Raw genomic sequence first — 17,154 nt, 5'->3', positions numbered from 1 at the left:
ATAGTGTGTGACGCACAGTGTATGCGGCATACTGTGTGAGGGAGTCAAGCGGGGCGTTGCATACAACCTCGAAGCAAGGGAATAGAGGCGTGGACCCAAGGTCCGACGGAGACCGCATGCCCATCCTGTCCTGGCTGACCCGCGACGATGACCTGAAGACCGCCGGTCGCGCCCCCTATCGGTTGCTGAAGGAGGAGCCGTCGCTGGGATACGGCGATGCGGACACGGGAAACCTGCTGATCCAAGGCGACAACCTGGAGGCGTTGAAGGCCCTGTTGCCCTTCTACGCGGGCCGGGTGAAATGCATCTACATCGACCCGCCCTACAACACCCGGTCGGCGTTCGAACATTACGACGACAATCTGGAGCACAGCCGCTGGCTGGCCATGATGTGGCCCCGGCTGGAGCTTCTGCGCGAGCTGTTGTCCGAGGACGGATCGATCTGGGTGTCCATCGACGACAACGAAGGCCACTACCTCAAGGTCATCATGGACGAAGTGTTCGGGCGGGCAAACTTTGTCACAACCTTCATTTGGCAAAAGGTCGATAGCCCGAACGATAATAAGGTCTCGATAACTCCGGACCACGAGTTCGTTCTTTGCTTCGAGAAAAGGGCTGAAACTGCAGGGTTCAAGAAGAAAGCGGACACATCGATTTTAGAATCATATCGAAAAACGAGCGAAGAACCGCGTCTGCACCGAGACCGTCTGGTTAAAAAAAACGGCGCAAATAGCCTTCGATCGGATCGTCCGACGATGTTTTTCGCCATTGCTGCGCCGGACGGATCAGATGTCTTTCCGGTCCACGACGACGGTCGGGAGGCCAACTGGGCGTTCAGCCAAGCTGGCATTCAAAGACTCCGAGATGAACAAAGGTTGATATGGAAGCAGAGGGCGAGAGGACAAGAGACCGTTTGGATCCCCTATGCACGTGAGTTCGCTCCACCAACCCCTACTCGACCCCACCCTACTATACTGCTTGACGTAAAAACGTCCCGACAAGCGAAGGCTCACCAACGAGAACTGGCTCTGTCGAATGACTTGTTTGCCACGGTTAAACCGGAGCAACTAATGGAGCGAGTTCTACAAATCGCCACAGACCCCGGGGACCTCGTCCTCGACTCCTTCCTCGGCTCCGGCACGACGGCCGCCGTCGCCCAGAAAATGGGTCGCCGCTATATCGGCATCGAGGTCGGCGATCACGCCGTCACCCACTGCGCCCCGCGCCTGCAAAAGGTGATCGACGGCGAACAGGGCGGGATTTCGAAATCCGTCGGCTGGACCGGCGGCGGGGGTTTTCGCTTCTATCGCCTGGGCGAAGCCGTGTTCGGCGAGGATGGGGCGCTGACGCCCGGCATCGCCTTTTCCACCCTGGCGGCCCACATCTGGTTCGCCGAGATTGGTCATGCGCCGGACCGTGCGCCGGACGGCCCCCTGCTGGGCGTCCGCGGCGACCGGGCCGTCGCCCTGCTCTATAATGGTGTGCTGGGCGACAAGCGTCCGGCGGGCGGCAATGTCCTGACCCGCTCGACCCTGGCCGTCATCCGCGAGACGCTGGATCGGGCCGCGCCCGACTTCGACGGACGACTGACCGTCTATGGCGAGCGCAGCGCCCTGTCCGCCGCCACGCTGGAGGCCGCGCGGATCGACTTCAAACAGACGCCCTATGACGTGAAGGCGCGCCGCTGATGCAGTTGAAACCGTATCAGCGGCAGGCCCTGTCCGCCCTGTCCGATTTTCTCGCCGGCGCGCAGGAGGCCGATCCGGCCCAGGCGTTCGAGGCCGTCGTCGCCGCGCCGCAACCGGACGGCCTGCCGACCCTGCGTCAGCGCCTCGGGCGCTACTATCGCCCCTACAGGCCTGCGAAGGGTCTGGCGGACGTGCCCTATGTCTGCCTGCGTCTGCCGACCGGCGGCGGCAAAACGCTGCTGGCCGCCCACAGCATCGCCGCCGCCCGCGACGCCGGGATCGGCGGCGACTATCCGCTGGTCCTGTGGCTGGTCCCGACCGACATCATCCGCACCCAGACCGCCGAGGCCCTGGCCGATCCGAAACACCCCTATCGCCAGGTGCTGGACGCCGCGTTCGACGGACGGGTGCGAGTGTTCGACATCGCCGACTACACCCAGATCCGACCGCACGACCTGGCCCAGAACGCCTGTATCGTCGTCGGCACCCTCCAGACCCTGCGCGTCACCGACACCAACAAGCGCAAGGTCTATGCCCATCACGAGGATCTGGAGCCGCATTTCAGTCGGCTGGATCGTTTCGCCCTGGAGGCCCTGCCCGATCTCGAACGGACCGACAGCGGTCAGGTGAAATATTCCTTCGCCAACCTGCTGCACCTGCACCGCCCCCTGATGCTGGTGGACGAGGCGCACAACGCCGTCACCGGCCTGTCCGACGAGATGCGCCGCCGCATCAATCCGGCCGCCGTCGTCGAGTTCACCGCCACGCCGCGCGACCGCTCCAACATCCTGTTCAACGTCTCGGCCGCCGAGTTGAAGCAGGAGGCGATGATCAAGCTGCCGATCGTCCTGCAAGAGCACCCGCACTGGCAGGCGGCCGTGGTCGGCGCGGTTCAGGAGCGTGATCGCCTGGCGCGGCTGGCCGAAAAGGACGCCGCCTACATCCGCCCGCTTGCCCTCTATCAGGCCGAACCCAGGGATCGGGAGGTCACGGTCGAGGTTCTGAGGCGTCACCTGATCGACGACCTGAAAATTCCCGCAGAGCGCGTTGTCGTCGCCACCGGCGCTGAACGGGGTCTGGACGGCGTCGATCTGCGCGATCCCGCCTGCCCCATCGAACACATCATCACCGTCGAAGCCTTGAAGGAGGGATGGGACGCCCCCTTCGCCTATGTCTTCTGCTCGGTCGCCGCGATCCGCAGCGCCACTGCGGTCGAGCAGTTGCTGGGTCGGGTTCTGCGCATGCCCTATGCGCAGCGCCGCACGCAGGCCGAGTTAAACAAGGCCTACGCTCACGTCTCGGAAGCCAGCTTCAGCGAGGCCGCTGCGGCGCTGAAGGACAAGCTCATCGACATGGGCTTCGACGACGCCGACCTGCCCGACGTCATCGAACACGTCACCCAGGACCTGGATTGGGGCGCGGACGCCCTGTTCGGCCTGCGCGAGCCGGTGCGGCCGGCCTATGTGCAGGGCCCGGACACGCCGGAAGTCCGGGCCGTTCTCGCACAGGCGGGCGCCGCCGTCACCGTGACGCCCGACGGACAATTGACCGTGCGAACGGTCGATCTCGCCAGACCCGGCATCGTCACGGCCCTGGCCGCCGCAGCGCCTACGGCGGCTGCGCGCCTTCTGGCGGCTGTCGAAACCCTCAGTCCGTCGCAGAAGGGCGAAACCTTCTGCGTCCCGCGACTCGTCACGCGGGTTCAGGGCGAACTGGCTTTCGACCTCGACGAGATCATGGGCCTGCTCTACTGGCGGCTGTCGGATGAATCCGCCGACGTTCCGGGACTAGTCGAGGCGCTGGACGAGCGCGTTCGCCGCTTTGAAATCGATATCGACCGGACGCAGGTGGTCCAACGCTTTCTCGACGAGGAGCGCGATCTGTTCGGCGACGCCCCGCCCCCGGACGGCTGGACGCCCGAGCTTCTGGTCAATCTGCTCGCGCCGCTCGTGCGCGATGAATCGGTCGCCCACGCCGACGCCATCGGCTGGCTGACCGAGGTCGTGCGCGACCTACGCCGGCGGGGACAGTCGGTCAGTCGGCTGATGCGACTGAAGCACGTCCTGGCGCGACGCCTTCGCACGCGCGTGTTGGAGCTGAAGGCTTCGGCTCGGTCGCGTGAGGCCCGCCGCTGGCTGTTCTCCCCGCAAGCGCCGATCGAAACCCTGTCCAACGAGGGGTTCGTCTTTCAGGACGGAATGTTCGACGGCGTCCGGCCCTATCGAGGTCGCCAACGCTTCAACAAGCACTTCCTGGCTGTCGTCCCTGACTTCGACGGCGACGGCGAAGAGGTGGACTGCGCCGCTGCTCTGGACAGTTTGAAGGCCGTGAATTTCTGGTCGCGCAACGTCGCCAATCATCCCAACGCCTTCTGGCTCCAGACATCCAAAAACCGGACCTATCCCGACTTTGTGGCGATGCTGACCGACGGTCGGATCTTCGTCGTCGAATACAAGGGCGACCACCTCTGGCTCGACGCCGAGGAAAAGCGGGCGATCGGAATGGCATGGGAACGGGCGGGCGGCGGCTTGTATCTGATGGCTCGCAAACTGGACAGCGGACTGCCTCCGCTCGGCCAGATGCTGGCCAAGCTAGCGTCCTCCGGCCTTTAGACGGCAACTGTCCGCCCACCGGCGCGCTATGGCGGGAGACATCCTCACGCACTAAGTTCTGTTCATGAACCGTTCTTCGACGCCGAAGCCCGCCGCCGCCAAGCCGGCCAAGCCCGTTCACGTGCCCAATCCGGGGGTGCAGGAGGCCTCGGCCGCCTTTATCCGCGATACGGGCCAGAAGGGGGGCAAGATGCCGATGTTCGCCCCCGTCGCCGGGCCGCGCCTGACGCCGGAGGAGCCGGTCGCCGCGCCCGCCGACTGGGTGCCGCACCGCCCCTCGCACGAGGGCAAGAAGAAGGGCGGCCGCTTCCGGCTGGAGACCAAATACACGCCCGCGGGCGACCAGCCCGCCGCCATCGCCGAATTGGTGGCCCAGGCCCAGGCCGGGGACCGCGACCAGGTGCTGCTGGGCGTCACCGGCTCGGGAAAGACCTTCACCATGGCCAAGGTGATCGAGGAAACCCAGCGCCCGGCCCTGATCCTGGCGCCGAACAAGACGCTGGCGGCCCAGCTCTATTCCGAGTTCAAGTCCTTCTTTCCCGATAACGCGGTCGAATACTTCGTCAGCTACTACGATTACTACCAGCCAGAGGCGTATGTTCCGCGTACGGATACGTACATTGAGAAAGATTCAAGTATAAATGAGCAGATCGACCGTATGCGGCACTCTGCGACGCGGGCTATACTAGAACGCGAAGACGTCATTGTTGTGGCGTCGGTGTCCTGCATCTACGGCATCGGGTCGGTCGAGACCTATACGGCGATGACGTTCACGCTGAAGGTGGGGGACCAGATCGACGAGGCGAAGCTGCGGGCGGATCTGATCGCGCTGCAGTACAAGCGCAACGACCTGAACTTCGACCGGGGGATGTTCAGGAAGCGGGGCGATGTGGTGGAGATCTTCCCAGTGCACCTGGAGGATCGCGCGTGGCGCATCAGCCTGTTCGGGGACGAGCTGGAGGCGATCCAGGAGTTCGATCCGCTGACGGGCAAGAAGACGGCCGATCTGAACGAGATCACGGTCTATGCGGCCAGCCACTATGTGACCCCGCGCCCGACGCTGAATCAGGCCGCCGCCGGCATCAAGGCGGAGCTGAAGGAGACGCTGGACTGGATGGTCGAGAACGGCAAGCTGCTGGAGGCCCAGCGTCTGGAGCAACGCACCCGGTTCGACCTGGAGATGATGGAGGCCACCGGCAGCTGCGCCGGCATCGAGAACTACAGCCGCTGGCTGACCGGCCGCGCGCCGGGCGAGCCGCCGCCGACCTTCTTCGAATACATCCCCGACAACGCCCTGCTGTTCGTGGACGAGAGCCACGTCACCATCGGCCAGATCAACGGCATGTTCCGGGGCGACTACCGCCGCAAGTCGACGCTGGCGGAGTACGGCTTCCGCCTGCCCTCCTGCATCGACAACCGCCCGCTGAAGTTCGAGGAATGGGAGGCCATGCGCCCCCAGACGGTGCACGTCAGCGCCACCCCCGGCCCGTGGGAGATGGAACAGGCGGGCGGCGTCTTCGTCGAACAGGTGATCCGCCCCACCGGCCTGATCGACCCGCCGGTCGAGATCCGCCCCGTCTCGGGCAAGACCCGCAACCAAGTCGACGACGTCATCGACGAGGTCAAGGCGACGACGGCCAAGGGCTATCGCAGCCTGGTCACCACCCTGACCAAGAAGATGGCCGAGGACCTGACCGAATACATGCATGAGCAGGGCATCCGCGTCCGCTACATGCACTCCGACGTCGATACGCTGGAGCGGATCGAGATCCTGCGCGACCTGCGGCTGGGGACGTTCGACTGCCTGATCGGCATCAACCTGCTGCGCGAGGGTCTGGACATCCCTGAGTGCGGCCTGGTCGCCATCCTGGACGCGGACAAGGAGGGCTTCCTGCGCTCCGAGACCTCATTGATCCAAACCATCGGCCGCGCCGCGCGCAATGTGGACGGCCGCGTCATCCTGTACGCCGACCGCATGACCGGCAGCATGGAGCGCGCCATCGCCGAGACGGACCGCCGTCGCGAACGGCAGATGGCCTACAACGCCGAACACGGCATCACGCCCGAAACGGTCAAGCGCGACATCAAGGAGATCATGGACAGCCCCTATGAGTCGCGCGAGATGGATCGCCTGACCAAGCCGGGCGTGGCCGAAGCCTCCAAACCCTTCGTCGGCTCCAACTTCCAGGCCGCCTTGCGCGACCTGGAAGGCCGCATGCGCGAGGCCGCCTCCAACCTGGAGTTCGAGGAAGCCGGCCGCCTGCGCGACGAGATCAAGCGCATGAAGCTGATGGACCTGGAGTTCGCCAACGAGGCCCTGACCGGCGCCGGCGAAACCGTCGACAAGTCCGCGCCCAAACGCTGGCGGGCCGAGGCGGCGGCGGAGGCGCAGGAGCGGTTCAGGAAGGGGCGGTAGGAATTATAGCCCTACTTAGGCCAAAGCTGATCGGCTCAGTTCAGCTCTAAACAGCTTAGAGCGCCTCAGGGTTCGCCGCGCCTCCTCCACCCAACCTTTTTGGTTGGACGATTCATCGTAGAGGCAAAGCGTCAAACCATTTCCACGGCCGTGGTTCACTCTACGAGCGATAGCATGAAGTCCATGCTCCGCTGGATCAGCCGCGACTACGGCGTAATCGAAGTAATGTATTTTTCGATACTCAAGATATCTAAATATCTCGGCGTGCACAAAATTTGGACGCCTAAACACCGGGCGCGCACGAATATCCAATATCGATACCACAGCATTCTTTGTCACGATATCAATCAGGGATTCTTGGTTTAAGTTTTCCACGTCGATGAACGCGACAAAATTTGAGCCACAGACATGGTGACCGAAAAGTTCAAGTTGCACTTCCTCGCGCCGCCTAAGCTGGCGGTCGCTAATACTTGGCAGTTGAACAATGTTTCCCACAAATCCCTCACACCGTTGGGACTAGGCCTGCCGCACGTTCTTCGACATTAGCCATTTCCCGCAACCTTACCGACTGGCTTGGCACGGTGGCTTCAGGAGCAACGTATACACCGCCCGGACCTTTTAATGTCACCCGCTTGGTGAAAAAATCTTCGTACATTCTGGGACCAACACCTGTGAACGGTAGGATGATCATTTTCTGTTGCCTCTCGCCCACACTTAAATCCGCGTTCGAGATCGCGTCGGAGTGCAACTCAATAGCTAGGCTTTTGACATAAGGCTCCACGTAGAAAACGCGGCTCACCCCGGCATTTACCAAGTGCCTAGCACAATTATGACAGGGATAGGTTGTACAGTAGAGAAAGCCTCCCTTTGGCGAGTTGCTCGCCCTCGCCGCCGAGAGAATCGCGTTCATCTCCGCATGGATTGCTCTCGAGTACTCGATCAAATCTTTGACCCCAGGCAGGTCGCCTAGAGCCGAACCTTGCTTCAAAAAATAAGATCGAAATCCATCTGCGGCGATCTCTCGCGCTCGATCAGCTGTATCAGAACCAACAGCTGGTTTTGGATGCGCGATCAACGCAAGTTCCTCCGAAAACTTGTCCGCTATCCATTCAGCGATCCTAATTCGCAGCTGGTCCTTTTTCCTGTCGTTATGGCAGCCCTGAAACTTCTCTTTTGCAGGGCCCCAAACCCAAGCGTGACAACGATGATCTTGAGAGGACTCTTCCCCGTACACTCCGCCTCCAAAAGCAGGAACATCGTTCGTTCCTGTTCCTATTATCTCCCCACTTGGCGAAACGAGAACGGCTCCGACCTGGCGCGAAAGGCATGAGCTTTGAAGAGCTGCGGCGTGGGCATAATTCATGGCGCGCTCCCCTGCTGTAGGTCGCACCAAACCGGCCCCTAGCATCAAGTTTAGGAATCGCTCGACATCAGCATTCAATGATGTCCCATCTGGAGCTCCCGTATTATTATCTAGAAAATAGTCAGCAAGATAAAATGCATCTCTAACTTCTTGACCGTTTTTGTTGATGCCGTCTTTTTCATCCCTATCCATATAGGACCTTACAGCCAACTCCGGCGCACCTCGATATTTAGCTGACGAAGCCGCAGCTCCAATAAGTCTTTGTTCACGCACTGATCTCTCGCCATGAATTGCAATGAGACGGAACGCCTGCCCATATACTTCTCTTAGGAATTCAACTTCTGCTCGATGTTTTAGAGAATCGATTATATAGGCAATTTTCTCATCTCCAGGTGCAGCTTCTCCTCGAAGATCTCTGATGCGCTGAACGCCCAGGGAAGCTACAGCGTAATTCCCGAAACGATCGCGAATATTATCACCCAAGTGACGTGACCCCCTTAAACTCCTCCAGGAATAGCTAGAGTCCGCCCCTCGAAAGGACGGGCAGAATGAAGCGATCACGGTTCACGGAAGAGCAGATCATCGGGATCCTGCGCGAGCAGGAGGCCGGCGTTCCGGTGGCGGACCTGTGCAGGAAGCACGGGCTGAGCTCACCGACCTTCTACAAGTGGAAGGCCAAGTATGGCGGCATGGACGTGTCAGAGGCCCGGCGTCTGAAGGCGCTGGAAGAGGAGAACGCCAAGCTGAAGCGGATGCTGGTGGACTCGATGCTGGACAGCGTCGCGCTGAAGGATCTGCTGGGAAAAAAGTGGTGACGCCCGCTGCGCATCGAGAGGCGGCGGCGCACCTGCAGTCGGCCTACGCGATGAGCGAACGGCGGGCCTGCCGGGTGTTGGGCGTGGATCGGACGAGCGTGCGCTATCAGGCGACGCGACCGGACGACGGCGTCCTGCGGGATCGGCTGAAGGCCCTGGCCCAGGAGCGACGGCGGTTCGGCTATCGCCGCCTGCACGTGATGCTTCGGCGCGAGGGGCATGCGGTCAACAAGAAGCGCGTCCAGCGGATCTATCGCGAGGAGAAGCTGACGGTGCGCCGGCGCGGCGGGCGCAAACGCGCCATAGGCACGCGGCGTCCGCTGGAGATTCCCCTGGTCGCGAACCAGCGCTGGTCGCTGGACTTCGTCTCCGACCAGATGACGGACGGGCGGCGCTTCCGCATCCTGACGGTGATCGACAACTGCACGCGCGAGTGCCTCGGGCTCGTCGCCGACACCTCGCTGTCAGGGCGACGGGTGGCGCGCGAGTTGGACGCCATCATCCTGCGGCGGGGACGCCCGGATACGATCATCAGCGACAACGGCACGGAATATACGTCCAACGCCATCCTGGCCTGGGCCGACGACGCCGGCGTGAGCTGGCATTACATCGCGCCGGGCAAGCCTCAGCAGAACGGCTTCAACGAGAGCTTCAATGGTCGGCTGCGCGACGAGCTGCTGAATGAGACGCTGTTCCGATCGCTGCCGCACGCCCGGGCTGTCCTCGAAACCTGGCGGCGCGACTACAACGAAACCCGGCCTCACTCGAAGCTGGGATGGTTGACGCCGAAGGCCTACGCACAGGCGCTCACCGGACAGAGCGGCCGGTCTGCTGCGCTGGTTGATGGCTGCTCAGACCGGCCTATTGCCAACCCCGCCAACCCCAGTTCAGATCAACCAAGGACTCTCGTTATGGCTGGATGAGAAACGGGGGTCACGTCACAAGTCTTGAAGCAAAATAGCTCGTTCAAGCTTCATCCTGCCTTCTTGCGGACCTTCTACAGGCTGCACAACGCCAGATTCGGGAAATCTAGATAAAATAAGTTCGCTTAATCTCACTCGATGAACGGCATATCCGCTCTCTTCCAGAAAAACCTTCAGTCGCTTGGCGGCTGTTGAACAACCAGACCCAGCATATCCCACCAAGCCGACAAAAATCTCTTTTGAGAGTGGTGAAAGTTCTGCTGTCGTCGCGGTTGAATCATTGGCGGAAGTTAGCGAGGGAGCGGTAGCTTGCGGCATTCAGCTATAATCCTATTCAATTTGCCGCAACCTTAGGCCGAGTCATCGACAGCTGGAAGGTAGCCAACGACCAGCGTTAGAAGAAAAAACGCCACGAGCACCAAGACACCGATTTAGCGCTACCTTCAACGCGCGTTCCAGCACCATCCCGCATGGCACAAAGTGTCCACGCTGACGTTCGAGGCCTTCGGCTCGAGGATGGGATTAAGTTAGGTGCGGCCGGTCTACATCTCGTCGGCCGTAGCGGCGCGCGTCAGTACGAGCGCCTTCATCGCCGCTCCGATCCCTTCTTTCTCTGCGTGAGGAAGGGCCAAGCGAAGCGACATCGGATGAAGGGTTTCGCGGGCCTGGACGGTCAATACTGAAACGACCCCTCATCCGCCCCTCCGGGGCACCTTCTCCCGCAAGGGGAGAAGGGCGGGTTAGAGTTCATCCAGCGTCTTGTCCCACTCCTCCATCGTGATGGTCCCGCGCGGCTCCCCAACGTAGAGGTCGATCCCTTTCGAGATGCGGCGGTCCTGTTCGCGTTCGATGACGGGGTCGAGGCCGGCGGCGCGGAGTTGGTCCTCGAGCGCGGCGATGCGGCGGTCCAGTTGGACGCGGCGGGCCAGTTGGGCGTGGCCCCATTCGGTGTTGGCGCGCTCCAGCTTCTGCTTCGCCTGCCAGTACTGGCCGCGCAGTTCCCAGTCGCTCTTGTCGCTGGTGTTCATGGCGAAGCGGCGCTCGGCCTCGGCCTCATTGGTCAGGATGTCGAAGACCAGTTGCAGGGGCGCGTTCTTCACCGTCAGGCGGGCGGCGCGGCCGGGGCCGTCGCGGTCGGCCAGTTTGCGATAGGTCTCGGCCAAGGCCGCCAGGGCGCGGGCCTGGGCGAAGTCCTGGGCGTGCAGGGCGCGACCCGAGGCCTGGGCGGCGGCGCGGGCGAGAGCCGCAGGATCGTTAGGGTCGTCGGGCGACAGGTCGGCCGCGTCGTGAGGCGACAGGGGCTGGGGCGCGGGCGTCGCGGCCTCGCTGCGCGGATGGCGGGACCAGCCCTCCTTCGTCGCGCGGGCGCGGATCGAGGCCTCGGTCACGTCGTGGCGGGCGGCGACGGTCTTGGCGTCGAGGCCGGACAGATAGTCCTTTCGGACCTGGGTCCACACCTCGGGCGGTTTGATCTTGTAGCGGCGTTTTTCCATGCGGGCATTATGGGGCGGTCTCTACCCCAGGCCGGAAGAAGGCCGATTTTCGAGGCTAAAGATTTGATTTTCCACATCGCGAGATGTCAGGGGTCACGCGCCAGCTGTGCATGAGGCGCGGGTGCGACCGATGATGACGCAGGGGCGTGCGACACTCCCGTCCCATGAGCCAGGGCATACATCGCAAGATCCGGCCGGACGCCGTCTGGGCCGAGGTCAGGAAGGCGTGGGAGGACGGCGAGACCGCGCGGTCCGTCGCCGCCCGCTATGACGTCGGGGTGCCCGCCCTGTGGAAGCGGCGCGAGGCGGAGGGCTGGAAACGGCCCGAGCCAACGCTGGCGCCGATCGAGCCGGCCGAGGGCTGGGACCGGCATATCCAGGCGCGGCGCGACGCCTTCAACGCCCAGCTGGAGGACGCGCGGGCGCTGGCGGAATGTCTGTCGGCGGCGATGACGGACGAGCGGCTGACGCAGGCGCCGCACTGGCATATTCCGTGGCTGTATCACTGGCGCGCGACGCATCTGGGGCCCGAGGCGACGGCGCGGGACCGGGCGCGGGCGATCGAGACGGGCCAGCCGTGGGCCGAGCGGTTCTGGGACGAGGACGGGGCGCTGAAGCCGCTGGCGTGGCTGGATCTGGAGATGGCGCGGCTGCATCCCGAGGACTGGCGCGCGGCCATCGGCCTGCCCGACGGCCTGCCCGAGGCGGCGACGCGATACGCGCCCTGAGGGGCGCCGCAGTTGACTTATCGGCGATAAGCGCCCATTTGCGCGGCGTCGCACACTCGCGATCTCCGGCGTCTCCAGCGCGTGTGGGTCCCACTCGGACCTGTCTGTAGAAGCCGCCGGCCCCTCATATCCATTCGCTGCCCGGACACGCGGGGCGGCGCCCGATCCACCCCGCAGGCCTCCTCCCCGAGGCCCCGTCGGGACTGGCGGTGCGCGGCCCGACGGCGTCATGCCATGGCTGATAGCGCCCTGCCGCTACGCGAAAGACATTGCTGTGAGCACCACATTCGAATCCATGGGCCTGAACAAGGCCCTGCTGCAGGCCCTGGCCTCGACCGGCTATACCAAGCCGACCCCGATCCAGGAAAAGGCCATCCCCGACGTCATGGCCGGCAAGGACCTGCTGGGCATCGCCCAGACCGGCACCGGCAAGACCGCCGCCTTCGCCCTGCCCATCCTGCATCGCCTGGCCGAAAACCGCATTCCGCCCCGGCCGCGCACGACGCGCGTGCTGGTCCTGAGCCCCACGCGCGAGCTGGCCACCCAGATCGGCGACAGCTTCAAGGCCTATGGCGCGCACCTGGGCTTCCGGGTCGCCGTGATCTTCGGCGGCGTGAAGTACGGCGCCCAGGAGCGGGCCCTGCAACAGGGTCTGGACATCCTGATCGCCGCGCCCGGCCGCCTGCTGGACCACATCCAGCAGAAGAACCTGGACCTGTCCTCGACCGAGATCTTCGTGCTGGACGAGGCCGACCAGATGCTGGATCTGGGCTTCATCAAGCCGATCCGCCAGATCGTCTCCAAGATCCCGGCCAAGCGCCAAAACCTGTTCTTCTCGGCCACCATGCCGTCCGAGATCGGCAAGCTGGCGGGCGAACTGCTGAAGGATCCGGTCAAGGTCCAGGTCACGCCGCAGTCGACCACGGTGCAGCGCATCAGCCAGTCGGTCGTCTATATCGAACAGGGCCGCAAACGCGCCCTGCTGACCGAGATGTTCTCGGATCCCGAGTACACGCGCTGCCTGGTCTTCACCAAGACCAAGCATGGCGCCGACAAGGTCGCGGCCTATCTGGAAGCCGGCGGCGTCGAGGCCGGGGCCATCCACGGCAACAAGAGCCAGCCCCAGCGTGAGCGCACCCTGGAAGCCCTCAAGAAGGGCAAGCTACGCGTCCTGGTCGCCACCGACATCGCCGCGCGCGGCATCGACGTGGACGGCGTCTCGCATGTCGTGAACTTCGAACTGCCGCACGTGCCGGAATCCTATGTCCACCGCATCGGCCGCACCGCGCGGGCGGGCAAGGACGGCACTGCCGTCAGCTTCGTCGCCGGCGACGAGATGAAGCTGCTGCGCGACATCGAGAAGGTCACGCGCCAGAAGATCCCGGCCATCGACCGCCGCAACGACAAGGCCCTGGGCCAGCTGGACGCGACCATCATGGCCACCGGCGTGGGCAAGAAGGCGACCCTGCCCGAGCGCGAAGGCGGCGAGCGCAACGACGGCGGACGCGGCGGTCGCGGCCGTCGCAATCCCCACCGCGACGGCGTGCGTCCGGAAGGCGGCGGCCAGCCGCACCGCCAGCGTCGCAACCGCCCGGGCGAAGCCCCGGCGGCTCCGCGTCCCGAGCGCGCCTACAACCCCCTGGCCGGCGAGCGTGTCCCGTCGATCAACGACAACGCCAAGCCGGCGGAAGGTCAGATGAAGCGCCGTCCCCGTCGCCGCCCGTCGAACGGCGGCAAGGGCTATGGCGGCGCCGCCAAGGGCTGAGCCTGCGGGTCGGGGAGCGTTTGCTCCCCGCCGCCTTCATGTTGAGGCGATAAAAAAACGGCGGCTCCTGCGAAGGAGCCGCCGTTCTCATGTCAGCCGGGGCTGAGCGGAACTCAGAAGTTCCAGGTCGCGCCCAGCGAGAAGCCGACGCCCGAGCCTTGCGCTTCGCCGCGCAGGTTGGAGATGACCAGGCCGTTGCCATAGACGTCGCGGGTATCGTTGATCGTCGCGGTGTCGATGTCGATGTAGGTCACGGCGCCGTCGAAGGTCATCGAACCGACCGTCTTGGACAGGCCGGCGGCGTAGAGCCAGCGGTCGCCGTCCGGGATACGGGCGGTGCGGTGATCGTCCGAGGTCGGGGTCGGGTCGTAGCCCAGGCCGGCGCGGAAGGTCATCGAGGGATCGATCTTGTAGTCGAAGCCGATCGCGCCGGTGGTGACGTCGTCATAGTCCTGAACGATGGTCGAACGGCCGTTCGCGCCATAGGTCACGCGGATGGCGTCGAACTCGCTCCAGCCGATCTGGTTGACCTGGGCGTTCAGCGTCAGGCGATCGTTGACGGCGTAGCGGGCCGAGACGGTGGCGTACCAGGGTGTGTTGAAGCTGGCCTGGCCGTCGGCCGAAACGTTCGCCGCAGCCAATGCGCCAGTCAGGCCGGAGATGTTCACCGAGCCTTCCAGTTCGTGCTCAATCTTGGAGCGATACGACAGACCCAGGTCCAGCTTGCCGAAGTGCATCTGGGCGCCGGCGTTCCATCCGTAATCCCAGCCGTCGCCTTCCAGCTGGTTGCGGCCGTCGGTGGCGGACGGGATCAACACCAAGGGCGCGACGCCGGCGACAGTCGGGAGGTTCGGCAGGGCCGACGACAGGGTCGCCTTGGCGTACTGGGCGTCGAAGCCGGCGCCGATGTCCAGCCAGTCGGTAACCGTCATGGCGGCGACCAGGCTGACGTTGGCCGAACGCAGTTCCGACGTCAGGGCGTCGTAACGGGCGAAATCGTTCGGCTCGTACTTGGTCGTGAAGTTGTAGGGTGCCTGGACGGCCAGGCCGACGTTGAAGCGGTCGCCGATCGGCATGGAGACGGCGAAGTTCGGCACGATGCCGCTTTCAACGACGTCGTGGACATGCGGGTCGCCAGCCACAACGGTGGAGCCTCTGAGGATCGTGCCGGCCGGGAATGGCGGCGTCGGCGCAGGCAGATTGTAGCTGAGCGTCGAGCCGCGATTGTCGACGTCGGAATCCAGGATCAGGCCGTGGGCGCCGAGGTAGACTTCGCGCTGGGTTCCGGCGATGGCGGCGGGGTTCCACCACAGCGACTGGACGCCCTTGTCGGCGCCGACGCCGGCGTTGGCGCGACCCTGGCCGCGGGTCGATTGTTCCTGGACATAGAAGGAGCCGGCCATGGCCGGGGCGGCGACGCCGGCCAGCAGGGCGGTCGTCAGGGCGATCCCGCCCACGCGGGCGAAGTTCCTGGAGGTCATTTCATACACCTAAGTAAGCGCCGGCCGCATTACGCGCGGTCGATCAGGGGAGGAACCCTCTCAGCGTTCGCGGCGCGAAAGCGTTGCGGGCAAGGCCCCCATCGGACCGGAAACGGGCGAAACCGTGGCGCCTGAGCCGCACACGATCACGGCTTTGCGAGGTTACGCAGCGGCAACGTCGATGCCCATATCACGCAGTTCTGCGATCAAATCATGCGCCGCTGCCGTGACTTGATCGGCATTACGGCCACGAATGACCAGCTGGGTTCCGATCTCGCCGAGGCCGCCATGGCCGAAGGGGTAGCTGCCGAAGGACAGGTCGCGGCGCTTGTTGGCTGCTGCGCGCAGCACATCGGCCACACTCCCCTCGCCTACCCCGCTGACCTTCAAGATCTGAGCATGAACGATCGCGCCGGTGCGCAGGCGCGGGGCCACATCCTCCAGCATGGCCTGCATGATCTTGGGCACGCCGGCCATGACGAAGACATTGCCGATCTGGAAGCCGGGCGCATCGGTGACCGGATTGGCGATCAGAACGCCGCTTTCGGGGATGCGCGCCATGCGACGGCGCGCGGCGTTGAAGTCGTCGCCATAGCGGCGCGACAGGATGGCCAGCGCCTCGGGATGTTCGGGCAGGGCCACGCCGAAGGCGGCCGCCACGGCGTCGGCGGTGATGTCGTCATGGGTCGGACCGATGCCGCCGGTGGTGAAGACATAGTCCCAGCGAGACCTGAGGGCGTCCAACGCCTCGATGATCCGGCCGTGATCGTCGCTGACGACCCGCGCCTCCATCAGGTCGATCCCCAACGCCGCCAGAAACCGGGCGATGGTGTTGGTGTTGGTGTCCTGGGTCCGCCCCGACAGGATTTCGTCGCCGATGACCAGGACGGCGGCGGTCGGGCCACAGCGGTCGGCGTCAGCGTCGGTCATACGGGAATCCGGGGGCAGGCTTGAGGTTTCATGCTATAACGCCCATCTGCGGCGAACGGATTGCGCCGTATCCCGCCTTTTGCAGACCGAACGCCCCCCCATGTACGAAACGCCCGAACTCGAAACCGACGTCCTGGTTCGCTCCAGCGCCATCCGCATCCACGCGCCCGAGGATTTCGAAGGCATGCGCAAGGCCGGACGCCTGGTGGCCGAGGCGCTGGACATGATCGCGGCCCATGTGAAGCCGGGCGTGACGACGGGGGCCATCGACGACCTGATCCGCGAGTTCACCCTGGATCACGGCGGCCTGCCCGCCTGCCTGGGCTACAAGGGCTATGAGAAGACCGTCTGCACCTCGATCAACCACGTCGTTTGCCACGGCATTCCCGGCGACCGGGTGCTGAAGGACGGCGACATCGTCAACATCGACCACACCGTGATCGTGGACGGCTGGCACGGCGATTCCAGCCGCATGTATGCGGTGGGCGAGATCAATGCGCGCGCCAGGAAGCTGATCGATGTGACCTATCAGTCGCTGGATCTGGGCCTGGAGCAGGTCAAGCCGGGCAACACGTTCGGCGACATCGGCTATGCGATCCAGAAGTTCGTCGAGGCCCAGCGCATGAGCGTGGTGCGCGACTTTTGCGGCCACGGCATCGGCCGCGTCTTCCACGACAGCCCCAACGTGTTGCACTACGGCCGTCGCGGCGAGGGCGCGGTGCTGAAGCCCGGCATGTTCTTCACCGTCGAGCCGATGGTGAACCTGGGCAAGCCGCACGTGAAGGTGCTGTCCGACGGGTGGACCGCCGTGACGCGCGACAAGTCCCTGTCCGCCCAGTGCGAGCACACCATCGGGGTGACGGAAGACGGACTGGAAATCTTCACGGCGTCGCCGGCGGGGCTGTTCCGGCCGAACTGAACCCTTGATCCCCAATCGCAA

At 64.1% G+C, this 17,154-nt stretch carries 13 protein-coding genes; 7 read left to right on the top strand and 6 right to left on the bottom strand.

The window, feature by feature from the left end:
- The first annotated feature begins 116 nt into the window (after nt 1–116).
- From LG306_RS06035 to uvrB, 3 genes are all read left to right on the top strand, one after another.
- Nucleotides 117–1,688: a site-specific DNA-methyltransferase gene (locus LG306_RS06035; RefSeq protein WP_404418994.1), complete on the top strand. Its 1,572-nt coding sequence runs from the start codon at nt 117–119 to the stop codon at nt 1,686–1,688.
- Nucleotides 1,688–4,300, top strand: a complete 2,613-nt coding sequence (locus LG306_RS06030) for a DEAD/DEAH box helicase (RefSeq protein ID WP_404418992.1) — start codon at nt 1,688–1,690, stop codon at nt 4,298–4,300. The genes LG306_RS06035 and LG306_RS06030 overlap by 1 nt, the downstream gene beginning before the upstream one ends.
- A gap of 190 nt (nt 4,301–4,490) precedes the next feature.
- The gene (gene uvrB / locus LG306_RS06025; RefSeq protein WP_404419656.1) at nt 4,491–6,716 is read left to right on the top strand and encodes an excinuclease ABC subunit UvrB; all 2,226 of its coding nucleotides are present in this window, start codon (nt 4,491–4,493) and stop codon (nt 6,714–6,716) included.
- Nucleotides 6,717–6,731: 15 nt separating this feature from the next.
- On the opposite strand, the gene LG306_RS06020 is transcribed toward uvrB, so the two are convergent.
- Together LG306_RS06020 and LG306_RS06015 are read right to left on the bottom strand one after the other, a co-directional pair.
- Entirely contained in the window at nt 6,732–7,151 is a 420-nt protein-coding gene (locus tag LG306_RS06020) for a hypothetical protein (protein WP_404418990.1), read from the bottom strand.
- A gap of 67 nt (nt 7,152–7,218) precedes the next feature.
- Nucleotides 7,219–8,562, bottom strand: coding sequence for a deaminase (locus LG306_RS06015; RefSeq protein WP_404418988.1), 1,344 nt, complete (start codon nt 8,560–8,562; stop codon nt 7,219–7,221).
- A 65-nt stretch (nt 8,563–8,627) separates the two neighbouring features.
- Here LG306_RS06015 and LG306_RS06010 point away from each other — a divergent pair.
- Nucleotides 8,628–9,817, top strand: a protein-coding gene (locus tag LG306_RS06010; protein ID WP_404413560.1) for an IS3 family transposase whose coding sequence is annotated in 2 segments (ribosomal slippage) — nt 8,628–8,880 and nt 8,880–9,817 — 1,191 coding nt in all. Because the reading frame shifts where the segments join, the coding sequence is not laid out codon by codon here.
- Nucleotides 9,818–9,832: 15 nt separating this feature from the next.
- Here the strand turns inward: LG306_RS06010 and LG306_RS06005 are convergent.
- Entirely contained in the window at nt 9,833–10,135 is a 303-nt protein-coding gene (locus LG306_RS06005; RefSeq protein WP_404418986.1) for a hypothetical protein, read from the bottom strand.
- 422 nt (nt 10,136–10,557) lie between these two features.
- Nucleotides 10,558–11,310 carry a hypothetical protein gene (locus LG306_RS06000; protein WP_404418984.1) on the bottom strand — a complete coding sequence of 251 codons (753 nt, stop codon included), beginning with the start codon at nt 11,308–11,310 and terminating at the stop codon, nt 10,558–10,560.
- Nucleotides 11,311–11,474: 164 nt separating this feature from the next.
- On the opposite strand from LG306_RS06000, the gene LG306_RS05995 reads away from it, so the two are divergent.
- Both LG306_RS05995 and LG306_RS05990 read left to right on the top strand, forming a co-directional pair.
- Nucleotides 11,475–12,038: a hypothetical protein gene (locus tag LG306_RS05995; RefSeq protein ID WP_404418982.1), complete on the top strand. Its 564-nt coding sequence runs from the start codon at nt 11,475–11,477 to the stop codon at nt 12,036–12,038.
- Between the two features lie 274 nt (nt 12,039–12,312).
- A complete protein-coding gene (locus LG306_RS05990; protein ID WP_404418980.1) occupies nt 12,313–13,803 on the top strand; it encodes a DEAD/DEAH box helicase in 1,491 nt (496 codons plus the stop codon).
- A 113-nt stretch (nt 13,804–13,916) separates the two neighbouring features.
- On the opposite strand, the gene LG306_RS05985 is transcribed toward LG306_RS05990, so the two are convergent.
- Entirely contained in the window at nt 13,917–15,284 is a 1,368-nt protein-coding gene (locus LG306_RS05985) for an OmpP1/FadL family transporter (RefSeq protein WP_404418978.1), read from the bottom strand.
- Between the two features lie 162 nt (nt 15,285–15,446).
- Complete coding sequence (locus tag LG306_RS05980) at nt 15,447–16,214, bottom strand: competence/damage-inducible protein A (RefSeq protein ID WP_404418976.1); 768 nt, start codon at nt 16,212–16,214, stop codon at nt 15,447–15,449.
- Between the two features lie 100 nt (nt 16,215–16,314).
- On the opposite strand from LG306_RS05980, the gene map reads away from it, so the two are divergent.
- Nucleotides 16,315–17,133, top strand: a complete 819-nt coding sequence (map, locus tag LG306_RS05975) for a type I methionyl aminopeptidase (protein WP_404418974.1) — start codon at nt 16,315–16,317, stop codon at nt 17,131–17,133.
- Nucleotides 17,134–17,154: the final 21 nt, after the last annotated feature.

The sequence above is a fragment of the Brevundimonas vesicularis genome, from assembly GCF_044807075.1.
Lineage (GTDB): Bacteria > Pseudomonadota > Alphaproteobacteria > Caulobacterales > Caulobacteraceae > Brevundimonas > Brevundimonas vesicularis_G.
This window is presented reverse-complemented; position numbering and strand designations above follow the sequence as displayed.